General features: G+C 73.5%; 11 protein-coding genes. 1 reads left to right on the top strand and 10 read right to left on the bottom strand.

Translation table 11 applies throughout. The features are described 5' to 3' along the window. A partial coding sequence (locus ABT232_RS29800) for a maltotransferase domain-containing protein (RefSeq protein WP_351845475.1) occupies positions 1-776 on the bottom strand: 776 nt, incomplete at its 3' end. Positions 777-1,778: 1,002 nt separating this feature from the next. Here ABT232_RS29800 and ABT232_RS29795 point away from each other — a divergent pair. After that, positions 1,779-4,397 carry a glycosyltransferase family 1 protein gene (locus ABT232_RS29795; RefSeq protein ID WP_351845473.1) on the top strand — a complete coding sequence of 873 codons (2,619 nt, stop codon included), beginning with the start codon at positions 1,779-1,781 and terminating at the stop codon, positions 4,395-4,397. A gap of 7 nt (positions 4,398-4,404) precedes the next feature. Here ABT232_RS29795 and ABT232_RS29790 read toward each other — a convergent pair whose 3' ends face one another. The 9 genes from ABT232_RS29790 to glgX form a co-directional block, all read right to left on the bottom strand. Then, complete coding sequence (locus ABT232_RS29790) at positions 4,405-4,917, bottom strand: DUF1990 domain-containing protein (RefSeq protein ID WP_351845471.1); 513 nt, start codon at positions 4,915-4,917, stop codon at positions 4,405-4,407. 70 nt (positions 4,918-4,987) lie between these two features. After that, positions 4,988-6,655: a M4 family metallopeptidase gene (locus tag ABT232_RS29785; RefSeq protein ID WP_351845469.1), complete on the bottom strand. Its 1,668-nt coding sequence runs from the start codon at positions 6,653-6,655 to the stop codon at positions 4,988-4,990. A 213-nt stretch (positions 6,656-6,868) separates the two neighbouring features. Next, positions 6,869-8,917 carry a M4 family metallopeptidase gene (locus ABT232_RS29780; RefSeq protein WP_351845467.1) on the bottom strand — a complete coding sequence of 683 codons (2,049 nt, stop codon included), beginning with the start codon at positions 8,915-8,917 and terminating at the stop codon, positions 6,869-6,871. A gap of 256 nt (positions 8,918-9,173) precedes the next feature. Further along, positions 9,174-10,943, bottom strand: coding sequence for an ABC transporter ATP-binding protein (locus ABT232_RS29775; RefSeq protein WP_351845465.1), 1,770 nt, complete (start codon positions 10,941-10,943; stop codon positions 9,174-9,176). Continuing rightward, positions 10,940-12,658: an ABC transporter transmembrane domain-containing protein gene (locus ABT232_RS29770; RefSeq protein WP_351845481.1), complete on the bottom strand. Its 1,719-nt coding sequence runs from the start codon at positions 12,656-12,658 to the stop codon at positions 10,940-10,942. Before ABT232_RS29770 ends, ABT232_RS29775 begins: the two co-directional genes overlap by 4 nt. Before the next feature lie 56 nt (positions 12,659-12,714). Continuing rightward, complete coding sequence (locus ABT232_RS29765) at positions 12,715-14,565, bottom strand: ABC transporter ATP-binding protein (RefSeq protein ID WP_351845463.1); 1,851 nt, start codon at positions 14,563-14,565, stop codon at positions 12,715-12,717. Beyond that, on the bottom strand, positions 14,562-16,445 hold the full coding sequence (locus ABT232_RS29760) for an ABC transporter ATP-binding protein (protein ID WP_351845461.1): 1,884 nt from the start codon (positions 16,443-16,445) through the stop codon (positions 14,562-14,564). Before ABT232_RS29760 ends, ABT232_RS29765 begins: the two co-directional genes overlap by 4 nt. A 53-nt stretch (positions 16,446-16,498) precedes the next feature. Next, a complete protein-coding gene (locus ABT232_RS29755) occupies positions 16,499-17,908 on the bottom strand; it encodes a sulfatase family protein (RefSeq protein ID WP_351845459.1) in 1,410 nt (469 codons plus the stop codon). A gap of 229 nt (positions 17,909-18,137) precedes the next feature. Beyond that, positions 18,138-20,369: a glycogen debranching protein GlgX gene (gene glgX / locus ABT232_RS29750; RefSeq protein WP_351845457.1), complete on the bottom strand. Its 2,232-nt coding sequence runs from the start codon at positions 20,367-20,369 to the stop codon at positions 18,138-18,140. Between the last annotated feature and the right edge of the window lie 113 nt (positions 20,370-20,482).

Genomic DNA, 20,482 nt, shown 5'->3' with positions numbered 1-20,482 from the left:
CGCTCCGCCGTCCGGAACGTGCCGTGCGGCCGCTCCGCCGTCCCCTCGGAACGCGGGAAGAACTCGTACCAGGACCCGAACAGCGCCCGCTCCCGCTCCACCAGCAGGGGCAACGGGTCCGAGGCGGTGACCAACTCCCGCAGCGGGTACCGGGCGAGAACCGCCTCCACCTCCGGCGTCAGCGCCGCGGCCAGCCGGGCGGCGGCGGACCGGGACTCGTCGCGCAGGGCCTCCGCGGCGGCCAGGACCGGCCCCCGCTCCCCGGCGGGCGCCTCCTCGGCCGCTCGTTCGTACAGCCGTGCGCCCTCCTCCAGGACGAGGTCGGTGTCGATGCCGGCCGGGATCTTGATCCGGGCATGGTGCCGCCAGGTGGCGACCGGGTCGCTCCAGGCCTCGACCGTGTAGGTCCAGCGGCCGGGCGCCCCCGCGGTGACGGTGGCGCCCCAGCGGTCGGTGCCGGGGGCGAGTTCACGCATCGGGGTCCACGGGCCGGGCCGGCCCTCGGGATCCCGCAGGACCACATTGGCCGCGACGGCGTCATGGCCTTCGCGGAACACGGTGGCCGAGACCTCGAACGCCTCGCCGGTGACCGCCTTCGCGGGCCGGCGGCCGTGCTGGACGACCGGGCGGACGTCGAGGACCGGTATGCGCCCGACGGCGGTGACGTCTCCCGCGGAGGATGGCTCCGGGGCCGACGGGCCGGTGCCCGGCGGGTGCGCGGGAGGGGCTTCGGGCTTGAGGGTCGGGGGTGCTGACGAGTGGTGCGTGGCGGGCATCACCGCTCCTGTCCGCGTCAACGTGGGTGGGCGGATTGCTGTGGGGAGGTGGTTCTGCGTGAGGTGCCTGTGAGGTGTACCGCAGGAGCCTTCCCACCCTATTCGGGTGGGCAATCCGGCACTTTGTTAACTACTCACGCGTATGTCTACACACAAGACCGGCCCCGCCCGGGACGAACGGAGCCGATGGCCGGACTGTGCCATCAACAGCGCGGTATTTGAAGAAGTCCGCGCGCTGGGCCGGGCCCCCGGTCCGGCACCCCGCCGGTCGCCGCACCCGCCGTGAGCGCGCCCGCGAACGGGTCCCGCCCGACCCTCGGACGGCCCGCCGGACACCGCGCGGCAACGCCCGTGACATGCGAGGACGCCATGGCCGTACCGGAGTGCGCCGCCTTCGCCGGGCCGCTCCCGCGCGACCCCGGGGTGAGGCCGGCACGGCAGGCTCACAGGTGCCCCGCGGGGCCGTGGCCGCGGCGGGACGAGCGGGTGTGCCGCGGCCCGGCGGGGCTCGCGACGGGGGCCCGGCGGGCGCTCACTTGCGACGAAAGACTGGCCGGAAGTACACCCTCGCGAGGCGGCGCCGCGGCCGCCACCGACGGCCGTGCGCGACCCACGCGGTCCGAGCTGTCCGTGCCGTCCCAGTCGTCCGTGCCGTCCGAGGCGATGGCGTCACCGCGGCGATGGCGTCGCCGTCGGCGAAGTCCCGGTCGCGTCCCGCTCGCTCGTACGGCCCAGCCGGCGCGGACCGTGCCGCGGGGGTGGCTGAGGCGCCCCCGTACTTCTCGGCGATGCCGGGTCCGGCAGCCGACGCAGGGTCCGTTCCCCCTTTCGGCGTCACCGGGCGACTGCCGCGGGCGGAGCCGGGTCACGGGAAGCGGCGCATCGGGGCGGGCCGGGCGCGGCGGACCCCGGAGTCGGCCACGGCGACGCGGGGTAGCCACTACCGTCGAGAAGGACAAACGACGCACACCGCGTCCGTCAGCGCAGCGACAAGGTGGAACCGTGAAGGCGATCCGTCGATTCACCGTCCGTCCCGTTTTACCCGAACCCCTCCGGCCGCTGAGCGACCTGGCGCGCAATCTGCGCTGGTCCTGGCATGCGGAGACGCGCGACCTCTTCCAGTCCGTCGACCCCGACCGCTGGGCCGCCTGCGGCGGCGACCCGGTACGGCTGCTGGGCAGCGTGCCGCCGGCCCGGCTCGCCGAGCTGGCCGAGGACCGCCGCTTCCTGCGGCGGCTGACCACGGTCACCGACGATCTGCACGACTACGTCACCGGCGACCGCTGGTACCAGACGCAGACCGGGGAACTGCCCGCGGCCGTCGCCTATTTCTCCCCCGAGTTCGGCATCACCGCCGCCCTGCCCCAGTACTCCGGCGGCCTCGGCATCCTCGCCGGCGACCATCTGAAGGCGGCCAGCGACCTCGGCGTCCCGCTGATCGGGGTCGGCCTGCTCTACCGGCACGGCTACTTCCGCCAGACCCTGTCCCGGGACGGCTGGCAGCAGGAGCACTATCCCGTCCTCGACCCCAACGAGCTGCCGCTGGCCCTGCTGAAGGAGCCCGACGGCACCCCCGCCCAGGTGACCCTGGCGCTGCCCGGCGGCCGGTCGCTGCGGGCCCGGATCTGGCTGGCCCAGGTGGGCCGGGTGCCGCTGCTGCTGCTCGACTCGGACGTGGAGGAGAACGACCTCGGTGAACGCGGCGTCACCGACCGGCTCTACGGCGGCGGCAGCGAGCACCGGCTGCTCCAGGAGATGCTGCTCGGCATAGGAGGAGTGCGGGCCGTGCGGACGTACTGCCGGCTCACCGGCCATCCGCGGCCCGAGGTCTTCCACACCAACGAGGGCCACGCGGGCTTCCTCGGCCTGGAGCGGATCGCCGAACTGTGCGCGCAGGGCCTGGAGTTCGACGCGGCGCTGGAGGCGGTCAGGGCGGGCACCGTCTTCACCACCCACACCCCCGTCCCGGCCGGCATCGACCGCTTCGACCGTGAGCTGGTAGCCCGGCACTTCGGTGCCGACGCCGAGCTGCCCGCCATCGATGTGCACCGCATCCTCCAGCTCGGCATGGAGACCTATCCCGGCGGCGAGCCCAATCTGTTCAACATGGCGGTGATGGGCCTCAGGCTGGCCCAGCGCGCCAACGGCGTGTCCCTGCTGCACGGCAGGGTGAGCCGCGAGATGTTCTCCGGGCTGTGGCCGGGCTTCGACCCGGAGGAGGTGCCGATCACCTCCGTCACCAACGGGGTGCATGCCCCGACCTGGGTGGCGCCCGAGGTGCTGCGGCTCGGCGCCCGGCAGATCGGCGCCCAGCGCACCGAGGACGCGCTGACCATCGGCGGCTCCGACCGCTGGGACGCGGTCGCCGACATCCCCGACCAGGACATCTGGGAGCTGCGCCGCTCCTTGCGCGAGCAGCTGGTGACGGAGGTCCGGGAGCGGCTGCGGACGGCCTGGCGGCAGCGCGGGGCCGGGACGGCGGAGCTGGGCTGGATCGACGGGGTGCTCGACCCGGACGTGCTGACCATCGGGTTCGCCCGCCGGGTCCCCTCGTACAAGCGGCTGACGCTGATGCTCCAGGACCGCGACCGGCTGATGGACCTGCTGCTGCATCCGGAGCGGCCGGTGCAGATCGTGGTGGCGGGCAAGGCGCACCCGGCCGACGACGGCGGCAAGCGGCTGATCCAGGATCTGGTCCGGTTCGCCGACGACCCGCGGGTGCGGCACCGGATCGTCTTCCTCCCGGACTACGGCATGGCGATGGCGCAGAAGCTCTACCCGGGCTGCGACATCTGGCTGAACAATCCGCTGCGCCCGCTGGAGGCGTGCGGGACGAGCGGGATGAAGGCGGCGCTGAACGGCTGTCTCAACCTGTCCGTGCTGGACGGCTGGTGGGACGAGTGGTTCCAGCCGGACTTCGGCTGGTCGATCCCCACCGCCGACGGCGCCGCCACCGACGCGGAGCGGCGGGACGCCATCGAGGCCGCGGCCCTGTACGACCTGCTGGAGCAGCGGATCACCCCGCGCTTCTACGAGCGCGGGCAGGGCGGGCTGCCCGACCGCTGGATCGAGATGGTCCGGCAGACCCTCACCCTGCTGGGTCCGAAGGTGCTGGCGGGCCGGATGGTCCGCGAGTACGTGGAGCGGCTGTACGCCCCCGCGGCGCACGCCCATCGCGCCATGGACCCGGACGCGGCACGGGATCTGGCCGAGTGGAAGGCGCGGGTGCGCTCCGCCTGGCACGGGGTGACGGTCGACCATGTGGAGACCTCCGCGACGCGGGCCACCGCCGAACTGGGCACCACCCTCACCCTGCGGGTCCGGGTCGGCCTCGGTGAGCTGGCCCCGGACGACGTCGAGGTGCAGGCGGTCTCCGGCCGCGTCGACTCCGAGGACCGCATCGCCGACGCGGCCGCCGTCCCGCTGAAGCCGGCCGGCGGTCCGGATCTGGAGGGCCGCTGGGTGTACGAGGGTCCGCTGTCGCTGGACCGCACCGGGCCCTTCGGCTACACGGTCCGCATCCTGCCGGCCCACCGGCTGCTGGCCTCCGGGGCGGAGCTGGGGGTGCTCGCGGTGCCGGCGGACGAGCTGGGGGAGGCGGCGGGGGTGCTGATGAGGTGAACCGCCGTCACTGCGCCGACTCGCACAGCCGGCGCAGCACCTTTCCGCAGCGGCGGGCGTAGGCGTGCTGCACGCCGCGGGTGGCCGGGCCGCCGGCTTTGGCGTACCACCTGGCGGCGCGGCTGAAGGCGGAGATCGTCAGCCAGACCGTGCCGTCGCCGGTGCGGTGCACGACGAAGGACTCCTCGCCGCACTCGGGGTGGCCGGGCAGGGTGCCGTAGGCCCAGCCGGCGCGGCGGGGTTCCTCGACCGTCCACACCACGCGGCAAGGGGCCTTGAGGATCCCGGCGACGGTGACGGTGACGTCGACGTCCGGTGCGGCGCGGTCCGCGCCGGCGTCGATGCCGACGCCCATCGCCCGGTGCATCTCCCAGGTGCACACCGCCTCGGCGGCCCGGTGGAAGACGGCCTCGCCCTCGCCTATCCGGGTGCGGACGTGCAGGGGCCGGAAGCCGGGCGGGCAGAAGCCCGGCCGGCGGGTGGCGCCGACGTCCTCGTACGTGAACTCCCCAAGAGACATGCGCCCCAGAGTAGGGCGGCACCCGGCGTCGACCGCCCGCCGGGTGCCGTCTCGTGGGCCCAGCCGTGCGTCAGGCGACGTTGACGGCCGTCCAGGCCGCCGCCACCGCCTTGTACTCGGTGCTGGAGGCGCCGTACAGGGCCGACGCCGCGCTCAGGGTCGCGGTGCGGGCGCCCTTGTAGTTCGTCGTCGACGTCATGTACGTGGTCAGCGCCTTGTACCAGATCGCCGCGGCCTTGGCGCGGCCGATGCCGGTGACGGCGGCGCCGTTGTAGGTCGGCGAGTTGTAGCTGACCCCGCCCACCGTCTTGGCGCCGCTGCCCTCGCTGAGCAGGTAGAAGAAGTGGTTCGCCGGGCCGGAGGAGTAGTGCACGTCGAGGCTGCCGAGGCTCGACGACCAGTAGTCCGCCGACGCGCCGTCCTTGCTGGGCTTGTCCATGTAGCGCAGCGGGGTGCCGTCGCCGTTGATGTCGATCTTCTCGCCGATGAGGTAGTCACCGGGGTCGGAGGCGTTGTTCGCGTAGAACTCCACCGCCGTGCCGAAGATGTCGGAGGTGGCCTCGTTGAGGCCGCCGGACTCGCCGGAGTAGTTCAGGCCGGCGGTGTTCGAGGTGACGCCGTGGGTCATCTCGTGGCCCGCCACGTCCAGCGAGGTGAGCGGCTTGGTGTTGCCCTCGCCGTCGCCGTAGGTCATGCAGAAGCAGCTGTCCGACCAGAACGCGTTGACGTAGGCGTTGCCGTAGTGGACCCGCGAGTACGCGGCCTTGCCGTCGTTCTTGATGCCGCTGCGGCCGAAGGTGTTCTTGTAGTAGTCCCAGGTCACCTGGGCGCCGTAGGCGGCGTCGACGGCGGCCGTCTGGTCGCTGGTGGAGCTGGAGGCGGTGCCGGTGCCCCAGGTGTCGTCGGCGTCGGTGAACAGGGTGCCGGCCGCGGAGCTGGTGGAGCGGGCCTTGTTGTACGTCTTGTGGCCGCCGCGCGAGGTGTCGTGCAGCTGGTACGTCGAGCCCGACAGATAGGTGCCGAGGGTGACGGTGCCCGAGTAGAGGCCCTTGCCGGTGCCGGTCTCGATGCCCTGGTACTCGTAGAGCTTCTCCCCGGTGGCCGCGTCGGTGACGACGTGCAGCTCGTTCGGGGTGCCGTCCTCCTGGAGGCCGCCGACGACGGTCTCGTAGGCGAGGACCGGCTTGCCGTCGCCGGCCCAGACGACCTTGCGGGGTGCCTGGGCGGCGTCGGAGTCGGTACCGCCGAGCGCCTTGGCGCGCTTGACGGCCTGGGACTCGGCGGCGGCTCTGGTGATCTCCGGGGTGAGGTCGGCGACCGCGATCCGCGCCTTCGTCGCCCTGGTGACGCCCTCGCGCTCGCCGGTCGGGCTCCGGTGGACGACGAGGTCGCCGCCGAGGACGGGCAGGCCGTCGTAGGTGCGCTCGTAGCGGGTGTGCAGGCTGCCGTCGGCGTCCTTGACGACGTCCCGGACGACCAGTTCCTCCTTGGCGCCGAGGCCTATCTCGTCGGCGGTCCGCCCGGTCGCGGCGTCGGCCTGGCGGATCAGGGCCGTACGGGTCGCGGCGGAGAGCGCCAGCGGGGTGGCGGCGCGCGCGGCCGTGGTGTCGGAGGGGGTCTGGGCGGTGGCGGAGCCGGTGGTGAGACCGGTGGTCAGGAGGGCTCCGGCGGCGACGGCGGTGGCCAGCGCCAGGGTGGTGCGCTTGTGACGCGCGTAGAGGCGGGTCGTGGGGGACACACAAACTCCTTGGGTGGGGGCCTGCTGGGAAGTCGTGCGGCGGGTGAGGGAAGAGTGACACCTGTGGTGTGCACATGTCAGGACCCCCGAAGTGATGTTGACCGAAAACCAACTCCCAAAAAAACGTTTCGGGAATGTAAAGAGAAAACCGGAAAGGGCGCCGCCCCAAGGGATTTGCCCCTGGAGCGACGCCCGCGCGCTGCCCGGTCCGGTCTACGGGAAGGTCAGCTTCCAGCTGTTGATGTAGCCGGTGTCCTGCGCCGCCTGGTCCTGGACCCGCAGCTTCCAGACGCCGTTGGCGACCTCGGAGGAGGCGTTCACCGTGTAGGTGGTCTGCACGTTGTCCGCCGAGTCGGAGGAGCTGAAGTTCTTCAGCCGGTACGCCGTCCCGTCCGGAGCCACCAGATCGATCACCAGGTCACCGCGCCAGGTGTGGATGATGTCCACGCCCACCTGGAGGTTGGAGGGGGCGTTGCCGGTCCGGCCGGTCACCGTCACCGAGGAGGTCACCGCGGCGCCGTTGTCCGGGACCGAGACGTCGGCGGTGTTCTCGAAGGAGGTGCCGCCGCCACCGCCGCCGCCGGAGCGGGAACCGACCGCGACGCCGGCCCACGCGTCCTGCACCGCCTTGTACTCGGCGCTGGTGGTGCCGTACAGCTCACCGGCGACCGCGAGGGTGCCGGTGCGGGCGCCCGCGTAGTTGGTGGTCGAGGTGAACTTGGTGGTGAGCGCCTTGAACCAGATCTGCTCCGCCTTGGCGCGGCCGATGCCGGTGACCGGCAGCCCGTCCGAGGTCGGCGAGTTGTAGGTGACACCGTTGATCGTCTTGGTGCCGCTGCCCTCGCTGAGCAGGTAGAAGAAGTGGTTCGCCGGGCCGGAGGAGTAGTGCACGTCGATCGAGCCGATACCGGAGTACCAGCTGTCCTTCGACGCGCCGTCCTTGCTCGGCTGGTCCATGTAGCGCAGCGGGGTGCCGTCGCCGTTGATGTTGATCTCCTCGCCGATGAGGTAGTCACCGACGTCGGAGGAGTTGTTGGCGTGGAACTCGACGGCCGCGCCGAGGATGTCGGAGGTCGCCTCGTTCAGACCGCCGGACTCGCCGCTGTAGACGAGCTTCGCGGTCACCGACGTCAGACCGTGCGTCATCTCGTGCGCGGCCACGTCGATCGAGGTGAGCGGGTTGGCGTTGCCGGAGCCGTCGCCGTAGGTCATGCAGAAGCAGCTGTCCGACCAGAACGCGTTGACGTAGTTGTTGCCGTAGTGGACCCGCGAGTAGGCGCCGACGCCGTCACCGCGGATGCCGCTGCGGCCGTGCACGTTCTTGTAGTAGTCCCAGGTGAGCGCCGCCCCGTAGTGGGCGTCGGCGGCGGCCGACTCCAGGTTGGACGGGCTGCCGTTGCCCCACACGTCGTCGGCGCCCGAGAACAGGGTGCCGGTGCCGGAGGTGCCGCGGTTCAGGTTGTACGTCTTGTGGCCGCCGCGGGCGCCGTCGGTCAGGTTGTACGTCGACCCCGACTGGGTGGTGGTGAGCGGGACCGTGCCGCTGTACACGGTGTTGCCCGTACCGGTCTGGACCGCCTCCCACTCGAACAGCTTCTTCCCGGTCGCCGCGTCCGTGACGACGTGCAGCTCCTGCGGGGTGCCGTCGTGCTGGAAGCCGCCGACGACGGTCTCCCAGGCCAGGGTCGGGGTGCCGCTCGCGGCCCAGATCACCTTGCGCGGGGCGCGGTTGACGTCCGGGCTGTCGGCGTCCTCCGCCTCGGCGGCGGCCAGCGCCTGCCGCTCGGCGCGCGCGGCGGCGACCGCCGGGGTGAGCGTGGCCGGCTTGACGGCGGCCCGGGTGGCGCGGGTGATGCCCTCGGTCGAGCCGTCCTTCGCCGTCTCGACCACCAGGTCGCCGCCGAGGACCGGCAGACCGTCGTAGGTCCGCTCGTAGCGGGTGTGCAGGGTGCCGTCGCGGTCCTGTGCGACGTCCCTGACCACCAGCCTCTCCTCGGCGCCGAGACCGAGGTCCTTCGCGGTCCGCGCCTTCGCCGCCTCGGCCTCGCGTATCAGCTCGGCGCGCTGGGCGGGGGTGAGCTTCTTCGGCAGGGCGCCGGGGTCGGCCTCGGCCGAGAGGGACGGCGCCCGCTCGGGGGCCGCGGTCGCGGCGCCGGACTGCACGGCGGCGGCGACCAGGGCGGCGACGCCGACCAGGGCGACGGCCGCGGCACGACGGTGGGGGGTGTGGGAGGTGCGTCTGTGAGAGGGACTGCTGCTCAACACTGACTCCTTCTGCGCGGCCGCGGATCGCGCGGCCAGGGGAGACCGGGCGGCGGGTGGGCCGTCCGGGCGTGCGTGGAGCTGGGCCGTCGGCACAGCGGCGGTGCGCCGAGCTGTGGGGTTGCTGTGAGGCGGCCGTGGGAAGAGTGGCAGCAGTGCGCGGCTCCTGTCAGGAGCGCGTCAGAAAGTTGGCCGGAAATCGTCCGTTGTCCGGGAGTTCACGTTCGATATACGGACCGGCTGCCGAAGCGGGCCCCTACGGGCGCGCCTCCCCGTGCCAGGTCCGCCACAGCCGCGCGTACGCCCCGCCCGCCGCCACCAGCTCCTCGTGCGTGCCGAGTTCGGTGAGCCGCCCGGCCTCCATCACGGCCACCCGGTCCGCGTCGTGCGCCGTGTGCAGCCGGTGTGCGATCGCGATGACCGTACGGCCCTCCAGCACGGCCGCCAGCGCGCGCTCGGTGTGCCGGGCCGTCGCCGGGTCGAGCAGGGCGGTCGCCTCGTCCAGGATCAGCGTGTGCGGGTCCGCCAGCACCACCCGCGCCAGCGCCAGCTGCTGCGCCTGCGAACCGTCCGTGCGGTGCCCCGTCGCGCCCAGCCCGGCGTCCAGCCCGCCCGGCAGCTCGCGCACCCAGCCGTCCGCGCCGACCGCGGTGAGCGCCGCCCACAGCCGCTCGTCACCGGCGTCCGGCTCGGCGATGCGCAGGTTGTCGCGGACCGAACCCAGGAAGACATGGTGCTCCTGGGTGACCAGGACGACCTGCCGTCGCAGCCGCTCCGGGCCCAGCCCGGCGACCGGCACCCCGCCCACCGTCACCGAGCCCGCGGTCGGCGCGTCGACACCCGCCAGCAGCCGGCCCAGCGTGGACTTGCCCGCGCCCGACGGGCCCACCACCGCCAGCCGCTCCCCGGGCCGCACCGTCAGATCGACCCCGTGCAGCACCTCGCCGCCGCGCTCGTAGGCGTACCGCGCGCCGGTGACGTCGACGCGGTCGCCGTCCGGGTCCGGGCCGTCGGCCGGTGTCGCCCGCGGCGCCTCGGCCAGGCCCTCCACCCGGGCGAACGAGGCGTTGCTGCTCTGCAACTGCTCGACCCGCACCAGGATCTCGTCCAGCGGCTCGGTCAGCTGCCGCAGATACAGCGCCGCCGTCACCACCGCCCCCACGCTCACCTGCCCCCGCGCGTGCAGCGCGCCCCCCGCCAGCAGCACCGCCACCACCGGGACGACGTAGGAGAAGTCCACCGGAAGAAAAAAGCCGGTCCGCAGGGACAGCGTGCGCAGCCGGGTGCGGCGGGCCTCGGCGAGCGCGTCCCGCGAGGCGGCGATCCGGCGCTCCTGGAGACCGAACGCCTCGACCGTGCGGGCGCCGGCCGCGGTGGCGGCCAGGATCTCCGCGACCTCGGAGGTGGCCGCGCCCTCGGCGAGATACGCGGGCCGCGCCCGGCGCAGGTACCAGCGCACCGGGAACCAGATCCCGGCCAGCGACAGCAGCGCGCACAGCCCGAGCAGCGGGTCGAGCACCACGACCGCGCCGACCAGGAACAGCGCCTGGAGCGAGGCGATCAGCAGCACCGGACCGGCGTCGCGCAGCGTGGTGCCGACCGTGGCGACGTCGGCGGTGCCGCGCGCGGTGAGGTCACCGGTGCCCGCCCGCTCCACGACCGAGGCGGGCAGCGCCAGCGCCCGGTCGACGAAACGCTCCCGGATCCGGGCCAGCGTCCGCTCGCCGAACCGGTGGCCCGCGTACCGGGCCCAGCGGGCGAGCAGCAGCTGAGCCAGCGCACAGGCCAGGAGCACCAGGGCCAGCCGGTCCACGACGTCCACGCCCGCGCCGCCGCGCACCTCGTCGACGATCCGGCCCAGCACCCACGGCCCGGCCAGCCCCGCCACGGCGGCCAGCGCGTTCAGCGCCACCACCGCCGCGAACCCCCGCCCGTCCGCCCGCACCAGGCCCAGCACGGCCTGCCGCACTCGCGCGGGCGCGGCCACCGGCAGGCCGCCCGGCGGCCGTCCCGTCCGTCCGCTCATCGATGGTCCTCCGCCACTCCGGTGCCGGCGTCCCGCGCCACCAGCGCCCGGTAGCCCGGTGAGCGGGCCAGCAGATCGTCATGGCTGCCGGTCGCCTCGACCTTGCCGTCGACCAGGTGGTGCACGAGGTCCGCCACGTCCAGCACCAGCGGGGACGTACTGGTCACCACCGTCGTACGGCCGCCGCGCGCCGCCCGCAGCCGGGCCGCCACGGCCGCCTCGGTGTGCGCGTCGAGCGCGGACGTCGGCTCCACCGCGAGCAGCACCTCCGGGTCGGCGAGCAACGCCCGTGCCAGCCGGACGCGTTGCCGCTGGCCGCCGGAGAGATTGCGGCCCTGCGCGTCGATGGGGGTGTCCAGGCCGTCCGGCAGCCCCCGGACGATGTCGTCGGCGGCCGCCGCGTACAGCGCCCGCGCGACCGCCGTCTCGTCCCGCTCCCGGCGCCCGCACAGCACCTCGCGCAAGGTCCCCGCGAACAGGTCGGCCTCGTGGTCGGCGACCAGGACGCGGCCTCGTACCCGCGCCGACGCGATCCGGTCGAGCCGCACCCCGCCCCAGGTCGCCTCCGACGACGTGTACCGGCCCAGCCGGTCGACGACGGCCGAGGCGTCGGCGGACCGGGCCGCGGCCAGCACGGTCAGCCGCCCCGGCGGCACCCGCACCCCCGACTCCGGATCGTGCAGCGCCGACGGCTCGGCCGGGGCGTCGAGGTCACCGACGTCCGCCGGCGGGTCGAGCCGCAGGAACCGCACCACCCGCCGCGCCGCCACCAGCCCCCGGCTGATCTGGTGGCCGAACTCCAGGACGTACGCCACCGGCACCACCAGCACCGCCACATAGCCGTACACCGAGACCAGCTCACCCACGGTGATCTCGCCCCGCGCGACGAGCCGGGCCGCGAGCCAGGTGACCAGCGCCAGGAACACCGTCGGCAGGCCGAGACCCAGCGCCTGGATCCAGCTGGTCACCGCGCCCACCCGGTACCCCTCGTCGCGCAGCCGCCGCGAGTCCCGCCGGAATGCCTCGGCGACCAGCTCCTTGCCGCCGAGCCCGCCCAGCACCCGCAGTCCGCCCGCCAGATCGGCGATCCGCGCGGTCAGCGCCAGCTGCCGCTCCCGGTAGGCGGTCTCCACCCCCTGCAACCGGCCCATCAGCGGCCCGACGAGGACGGCGGTCACCGGCACGCCCAGCAGCACCACCACCGCCAGCAGCGGTGACACGGCCAGCAGCAGCCCGGCCACCAGCCCGTACGCCGCCACCGCGCCCACCCCCGGCCCGACGACCGTCAGCGACTGGCTGATGGTCTGCACATCGCCCACGCCGATGGTCACCACCTCCCCGGCCGCCACCTGCCGGGGCAGCGAGGCGCCGAGCCGGACCGCCTGCCCCATCACCACCTTCACCGTGCGGAAGTTGGCGTCCATCCGGACCCGGGTCATCGTGCGGTGCCGCATGATGTTCAGCCACGCCTGCACCGCCCCGGCCGCCAGCACCACGCCGGACCACCCGGCCAGCGCCGCCCCGTCGCCCGGCTCCAGCCCGTCGTCGATCGCCCGCGCCAGCAGATACGGCACCAGCGCCGGCACCGCCAGCGACACACAGCCCAGCAGCGCCCCGGCGGCCGACCGGCCCGGCTGGCTGCGCACCAGCCACCACAGATACCGGCCCGCGCCACGGTGGTCCGGACGCCCCGGATCCTCGTGCGCGTCGATCACCGGCCGCCGAACCGGCCCGCCCGCGCTCGCACCCGTGCTCACGCCCGCGCCCGCGCTCACGCCAGGCTGTCCCGCCACGCGCGGTGCAGATCCGCGAACCGGCCGGTCCCCGCGACCAGTTCGGCCGGGCTGCCGTCCTCCACGATCCGGCCGCGCTCCATCACCAGCACCCGGTGCGCGATCTCCACCGTCGACAGCCGGTGCGCGATGACCACCGCGGTACGGCCCCGCAGCACCGTCGCCATCGCCCGCTGCACCGCCCGCTCCCCGGGGATGTCCAGCGAACTGGTCGCCTCGTCGAGGATCAGCACGCCCGGGTCGGCCAGCAACGCCCGCGCGAAGGCCACCAGCTGCCGCTGACCGGCCGAGATCCGGCCACCCCGCTTGCGCACGTCCGTGTCGTAGCCGTCGGGCAGCGCGGTGATGAAGTCGTGCGCGCCGATCGCCTTCGCCGCCTGCTCGATCTCCGCGCGGCTCGCGTCCGGACGGCCGATGGCGATGTTGTCGGCGACCGTGCCGGAGAACAGGAACGCCTCCTGCGTCACCATCACCACCCCGCGCCGCAGCTCCGCCACGGCCAGGTCGCGCAGATCCACCCCGTCCAGCAGCACCCGGCCGTCGGTCGGGTCGTAGAACCGGGCGAGCAGCTTGGCCAGCGTGGACTTGCCGGCGCCGGTGGAGCCGACCACCGCGACGGTCTGCCCGGCCGGCAGGGTGAGGTCGAAGCGGGGCAGCACCTCGCCGCCGGTGCGGTAGGCGAACCGCACCCCGTCGAAGACCACGGTGCGGCCGGGGTGCTCCGCGCTGCTCAGGGGCGGCAGCGGGGTGGGCGTCGCCGGCTCCGGCACGGTCGGCGTCTGCGCCAGCAGCCCGGCGATCTTCTCCAGCGAGGCCGCCGCCGACTGGTACGAGTTGAGGAACATGCCGAACCGGTCGATCGGGTCGTACATCCGCCGCAGGTACAGCACCGCCGCCGCCAGCACACCCAGCGCCAGCGTGCCGTCCGCCACCCGGTAGGCGCCCCACAGCACGATCAGCGCGACCGCGGTGTTGCCCACGATCCGCGAGCCGGTGACATAGCGGGCCATCTCCAGCAGCGCGTCTCCGTTGGTCCGCTCGTGGCGCCGGTTCAGGACCGCGAACTGCGCGTCGTTGGCGGCCTCCCGGCGGAAGGCGCGGACCGGCCGGATGCCGTTCATGGTCTCCACGAACTTCACGATCACCGCGGCGATCGCGCTGGAGCGCTGGAGATACACCCGCTGCACCCGGCGCCGGTACAGCCGCACCAGCCACCACAGCGGCAGGAACGACGCCACCGCCACCCCGCCGAGCCCCAGGTCCAGCCAGAGCAGCAGCACCGCCGTGTACACACAGGACAGGATCACCATCACCAGCTCCTGGAGACCGTCCTCCAGCAGCTCGCGCAGGGACTCCACGTCGCTGGTGGAGCGGGAGATCAGCCGGCCCGAGGTGTAGCGCTCGTGGAAGTCGACGCTGAGCGCCTGGGCATGGCGGAAGATCCGGCCGCGCAGATCCAGCAGCACGTCCTGGCTGACCCGGGCGGAACCGCGTACGAACGCGTACTGCAAGGCGCCGGCCGCCAGCGCGCACAGCAGATAGCCGGCCGCCACCGCGATCAGCGGACCGTGGTCGTCGGCGCGCAGCGCGGGCACCGCGCGGTCGATGGCGTAGGCCACCAGCAGCGGGCCCGCCTGCACCGCCGCCTGCTGGAGCAGCAGCACCAGCGCGGTCAGCGCGACCCGGGCCCGCATCGGGGCGAGCAGGGAGCGCAGCAGGGCGCCGGTGGCGCCGGGCGGGGTGGGCAGGACGTCCTGGTCGAACGGGTCGCCGCCGGGTGCGCGGTCGCCGGGTTCGTCCTTCGGCGGCGCGCTGGTGGTCACCGTCATCGGCGGTCCTCCTGTTCCCCCGAGCGGTCCTCGCAGTCCCCGCCCGACATCAGCCGGGCGTATTCGGCGTTCTCGCGCAGCAGTTGGTGATGGGTGCCGACGGCGGTGATCCGGCCGTCGGACAGCAGGGCGACCCGGTCGGCCAGCAGCACGGTCGACGGGCGGTGGGCCACGATCAGGGCGGTGGTGTCGGCGAGGACGTCCCGCAGCGCGGCCTCCACGGCCGCCTCGGTGTGCACGTCCAGTGCCGACAGCGGGTCGTCCAGCACCAGGAACCTCGGCCGCCCGACGACCGCCCGCGCCAGCGCCAGCCGCTGCCGCTGGCCGCCGGACAGACTCAGGCCCTGCTCGCCGACCTGGGTGTCCACACCCTGGGGAAGAGCGTGCACGAAGTCCGCCTGGGCGACCGCCAGCGCCCGCTCCACCTGTGCCGGGCCCGCGGCGGCGGACGCGCCCATCAGCACGTTCTCGCCGACGCTCGCGGAGAACAGGGTGGGCTCCTCGAAGGCGACGGCGACCTGGCCGCGCAGCTCCTCGCGGGACATCGCGGTGATGTCCGCCCCGTCCAGCGTGATCCGCCCGGCCGTCACCTCGTGCAGCCGCGGCACCAGCGCGGTCAGCGTCGTCTTGCCGCTGCCGGTCGCGCCGACGAGCGCCAGCGACTCCCCGGGCCGCACGTGTAGATCGACCCGGTCGAGCACCGGCGGTGAGCCGGGCGGGGCGTCCGGGTAGCGGAAGGTGACGCCGTGGAACCGCAGACCCCGGTCGTCACTGTCGCTGTCGCTGTCGCCGTCGCCGTCACCGCCGGCCGCCCGGTCCGCCGGTCCGCCGTCCGCGGCCGGCTCCGGCTCCGGCTCCGCGTCCATCACCTCGAAGTAGCGCTCCGTGGCCGTCGCGGCCTCCTGGCTGAGGGCGAGGAGGAAGCCGATGGAGTCCACCGGCCAGCGCAGGGCCAGTGCCGTGGAGAGGAAGGCGACCAGGGTGCCCGCCGACAGGTCCCCGTCGGCGACCCGCACGGCGCCCAGCACCAGAGCCGCGCCGACGGCCAGTTCGGGCAGCGCCATCATCGCGGCCCAGATGGTCGCCAGCAGCCGCGCCTTGTACAGCTCGGTGCCGCGCAGGGTCCGCGACAGCTCCCGGAACGCCCGCGCCTGACTGCGATGGCGGCCGAAGCCCTTGATGATGCGGATGCCGAGCACGCTCTCCTCGACGACCGTCGTCAGATCGCCGACCTGGTCCTGCGCCTGCCGCGCGGCCAGCGCGTACCGCTTCTCGAAGACCACGCAGACGACCATCACCGGCAGCGCCGGACCCAGGATCACCAGCCCCAGCGTCCAGTCCTGGACCAGCATGATGATCACGCCGACGAGGATCGTCACCCCGTTCACCAGCAGGAAGGTCAACGGGAAGGCGAGGAACATCCGCAGCAGCATCAGATCGCCGGTGCCCCGGGACAGCAACTGTCCCGAGGCCCAGCGGTCGTGGAACGCCACCGGCAGCCGCTGGAGATGCCGGTACAGATCCGCCCGCATCGCCGCCTCGACACCCGCCAGCGGCCGGGCCACCAGCCACCGCCGGAACCCGAAGAGCAACGCCTCGGCGAACCCGAGCAGCAGCAGGTACAGCGCTCCCAGCCACACCCCGGCCGGGTCGCGCCCGGCGACCGGTCCGTCCACCAGCCACTTCAGCACCAGCGGGATGACCAGGCCGACGCACGAGGCGACGACCGCGACGAACGCGGCGGTGAACAGCCGCGCCCGCACGGGTCTCACGTACGGCCAGAGGCGGAGCAGGGAGCGTACGGCTGAGCGGTCCTCGACCTGGTCTTGTGGACGGTCCCCGGAACGCTCTTCTTCGGCGGTGGCACGTGTCGTCGGCATCACTGGTGAGGTTACGGACAGCCACCGGCGACGCCCACCGGATTTCGCCCGGCTCAGGCGCCCGGGTAGGGCAGCAGCCCCTTCGCGATCGCCTCCCACGCGCCCTTCAGCTCGGCCAGCAGCTCCGGCCGGCCGGCGGCCAGGTCGGCCTGCTCGCGGACGTCGTCGGCGAGGTTGTACAGGTGATCCTTGCCCGAGGAGTCCTGGTAGTACTTGAAGTCACCGCGCCGCAGCGCCCGGTTGCCCCGCACCCGCCAGAACAGGTCCCGCTCGGGCAGGGCCTGGCCGCGCAGCAGATAACCGGCGAGGCTGTGGCCGTCGAGCGGGTAGGCCGGGTCGGGGCGGGCGCCGCCGAGCTCCAGCAGCGTCGCCGTCCAGTCCGGGGAGTACACCGGCTCGTGGCTGACCTGCCGCCCGTCGATCCGGGCCGGCCAGCGCAGGATGGTCGGCACCCGGATGCCGCCCTCCAGCAGCTGCGACTTCGCGCCGCTGAGCGGCCACTGGTAGGAGAACCGCTCGCCGCCGTTGTCGCTGGCGAAGACCACCACGGTGTTCTGCTCCTGGCCGGACCGGCGCAGCGCGGTGAGCACCCGGCCGATCGCGGTGTCCAGGCTCTGCACCATCTCCGTGTACTTCTCCACCGAGCCGCCGTCGTTGTGCAGCAGCCCCGGCAGCACCTGTCCGGCGCGGATCTTCGCCGCGACCTCGGCGCCCGCCTCCTCGTCGCCCTCGGCGAGCCACGGCCAGTGCGGGGTGGTGAAGTTCAGGTTGAGCAGCCAGGGACGCTCGTGGTCCCGGCCGACGTAGTCGACGGCCCGCTCGGTGAGGACGGTCGTGTAGTAGCGCAGGTCCTGGTAGGTCGCGTCACCCTCGTAGAGGTCGTACTCGCCGAGCTGGCCCAGCTTGGAGAAGTACTCCAGGGCGCCCCCGAAGTTGCCGAAGAACTCGTCCCAGCCGGACCGGGTCGGGCTGTAGTCGGGCAGGAAGCCGCAGTGCCACTTGCCGATCAGGGCGGTGTCGTAGCCGGCCTTCTTCAGCAGCGAGGCCAGGGTGGGGTGGTTCGGGTCGAGGCCCTGGGTGCGGTTGCCGATGGGTTCGGCCAGTCCGCCGCTGGTGCGGCCCGGGTAGCGCCCGGTGTAGAGGCTGAACCGGGTGGGGGAGCAGGTCGCCGAGCCCGAGTAGCCGTCGGTGAAGCGCACGCCCTGCGCGGCGAGCCGGTCCAGGTTCGGCGTCTTGATGTGCGGGGCGCCGTACACCGAGAGGTCGGCCCAGCCGAGGTCGTCGGCGAGGATGAACAGGAAGTTGGGCCGGCGCTGCGAGCCCTGGCCGGCGGGGCGCGCCCGGAAGGGGCGTTCGGCGGTGGCGGTGGGGGTGGCGGCCTCGGCGGGGGCCGTGCTCGCGAGCGTGGCCGCGGCGCCACCGCCGACGAGACCACCGAAGACACGGCGGGATATTTCGGGCATGACGGAATCCTCTGGGCAGACGTGTCCCAGGGCGGGGACACGCGAAGGGGAAGAACGGCGGAGCCGGGGGACGGCTCAGCGACAGCGCGAGGGGGACGGCCTCATGACCATGGACGGTGCCAGCGGGCGTACCGCGAGGTCAACGCTTCTCCCGGGTAGTTCATGGACTGGCAACACCTTCACCCGCCCGCAACACTCCGGCACCTTCACCCGCCCGCGACACTCCGGCTCAGCCCGCCACCTTCAGCAGCAGCACCGACCGCGGCGGCACCGTGATCACCGCCCCCGCGCGGTGCTCCGTCCCGGGGGCCGCCGCCTGCTCCTCCAGCGAGGTGTCGACGACCACCTCGTAGCGCTCCGCCCACGGCGGCCCCGGCAGCACGAACTCCACCGGCCGCTCACCGGCGTGCAGCAAGGCCAGGAAGCTGTCGTCGACGATCGGCGCGCCCCGCTCGTCGCGGCCCGGGATGTCCCGCCCGGAGAGGTACATGCCGAGCGTGGCGGCGGGCGCGTACCAGTCGCGTTCCGTCATCTCGGTGCCCCGCGCGGTGAACCAGGCCAGGTCCCGCAGGCCGTCCACCGAGTGGGCCCGCCCCGAGAAGAAGGCCCGGCGGCGCAGCACCGGATGCCGGTGCCGCAGCGCGATCAGCCGCGAGGTGAGGTCGAACAGCGCCTTCCAGCCGGGGTCCGACAGCAGCCCCCAGTCGATCCAGCTGATCTCGTTGTCCTGGCAGTAGGCGTTGTTGTTGCCGCCCTGGGTGCGGCCCAGTTCGTCGCCCGCGACCAGCATCGGCACGCCCGTGGACAGCAGCAGGGTGGTCAGCAGATTGCGCAGCTGGCGGCGGCGCAGCGCCCGGACCCGCTCGTCGTCGGTCTCGCCCTCGGCGCCGCAGTTCCAGGAGCGGTTGTCGTTCGAGCCGTCCCGGTTGCCCTCGCCGTTGGCCTCGTTGTGCTTGCGCTCGTAGGACACCAGGTCGCGCAGGGTGAAGCCGTCGTGCGCGGTGACGAAGTTGACCGAGGCGTACGGCCGCCGCCCGCCCCAGGCGTACAGGTCGCTGGAGCCGGACAGCCGGTAGCCCATCTCCCGCACATCCGGCAGCGCGTGCCGCCAGAAGTCCCTGACGGCGTTGCGGTACCGGTCGTTCCACTCGGTCCACAGCGGCGGGAAGGCGCCCACCTGGTAGCCGCCGGAGCCCACGTCCCACGGCTCGGCGATGAGCTTGACCCGGCGCAGCACCGGGTCCTGGGCGATGACCGCGAGGAACGGGGAGAGCATGTCGACGTCGTGCATGGAGCGGGCCAGCGCCGCCGCCAGGTCGAAGCGGAAGCCGTCGACGCCCATCTCGGTCACCCAGTAGCGCAGCGAGTCCGTGATCAGGCGCAGCACATGCGGCTGGACCACGTGCAGGGTGTTCCCGCAGCCGGTGTAGTCGGCGTACCGGCGGGCGTCCGACTGGAGGCGGTAGTAGCCCCGGTTGTCGATGCCCTTCAGGGAGAGCGTCGGGCCCAGCTCGCCGGCCTCCGCGGTGTGGTTGTAGACCACGTCGAGGATGACCTCGATGCCGGCCGCGTGCAGCGCGCGGACCATCCGCTTGAACTCGCCGACCTGCTGCCCTCGGGTGCCGGAGGCGGCGTAGGCGGCGTGCGGGGCGAAGTAGCCGACGGAGTTGTAGCCCCAGTGGTTGACCAGCCCGCGGCTGAGCAGGTGGTCCTCGTGGGCGAACTGGTGGACGGGCAGCAGCTCCACGGCCGTGACGCCCAGCTTGGTCAGGTGTTCGATCGCCGCCGGGTGGGCCAGCCCGGCGTAGGTGCCCCGCAGGTCCTCGGGGATGCCCGGGTGCAGCTTGGTGAAGCCCTTCACGTGCAGCTCGTAGATCACCGAGTCGGCCCACGGGGTCTTCGGGCGGCGGTCGTCGGCCCAGTCGTCGTCGTCGTGGACGACGACGCCCTTCGGCACGAACGGCGCCGAGTCCCGGTCGTCCCGCACGGTGTCGGCGACCTGCTGCTGCGGCCAGTCGCGGACATGCCCGTACACCTCCGGCGGCAGCGCGAACTCGCCGTCCACCGCCCGCGCGTACGGATCGAGCAGGAGCTTCGCCGGGTTCCAGCGACCACCGGTCCACGGGTCCCAGCGGCCGTGCACCCGGTAGCCGTAGCGCTGTCCGGGCAGCACGCCCGGCACGAAGCCGTGCCAGATCTCGTGGGTCAGCTCGCTCAGCCGCACCCGCCGCTCGTCGCCCCGGTCGTCGAAGAGGCACAGCTCGACCGCCTCCGCCCCGCCCGCCCACAGCGCGAAGTTGGTCCCCGCCACCCCGTCCGGGCCGACCCGGAACCGCGACCCCAGGGGCATCGCCGCCCCCGGCCACACCGGCACCGGCGGCGCCTGGCGCGCGGCGCCGTTCACGAGAGCGGCAGGGCGCCCTTCCCCGACACGCGTCTCCTGCTCGGCTGCGCTGGACACCAGTACGCCTCCCACGGCTCATGGAACAACGCGCCGAGGGCCCTGTGGCGTCCCGACCGCGGCTCCCCGTCGCGTCGTCCTCCCCACTGTTCTGCCCAGAGCTTGGCTCGCAC

It is taken from the genome of Streptomyces sp. NPDC001532, from assembly GCF_040298625.1.
Classification (GTDB): domain Bacteria; phylum Actinomycetota; class Actinomycetes; order Streptomycetales; family Streptomycetaceae; genus Streptomyces.
This window is presented reverse-complemented; position numbering and strand designations above follow the sequence as displayed.

What these genes read in the sequence shown, in the direction of transcription:
- ABT232_RS29790 (WP_351845471.1), bottom strand. Translation starts at nt 4,917, where the DNA reads ATGTCTCTTGGGGAGTTCACGTACGAGGACGTCGGCGCCACCCGCCGG.
- ABT232_RS29760 (WP_351845461.1), bottom strand. Translation starts at nt 16,445, where the DNA reads ATGCCGACGACACGTGCCACCGCCGAAGAAGAGCGTTCCGGGGACCGT.
- ABT232_RS29755 (WP_351845459.1), bottom strand. Translation starts at nt 17,908, where the DNA reads ATGCCCGAAATATCCCGCCGTGTCTTCGGTGGTCTCGTCGGCGGTGGC.
- ABT232_RS29765 (WP_351845463.1), bottom strand. Translation starts at nt 14,565, where the DNA reads ATGACGGTGACCACCAGCGCGCCGCCGAAGGACGAACCCGGCGACCGC.
- ABT232_RS29775 (WP_351845465.1), bottom strand. Translation starts at nt 10,943, where the DNA reads ATGAGCGGACGGACGGGACGGCCGCCGGGCGGCCTGCCGGTGGCCGCG.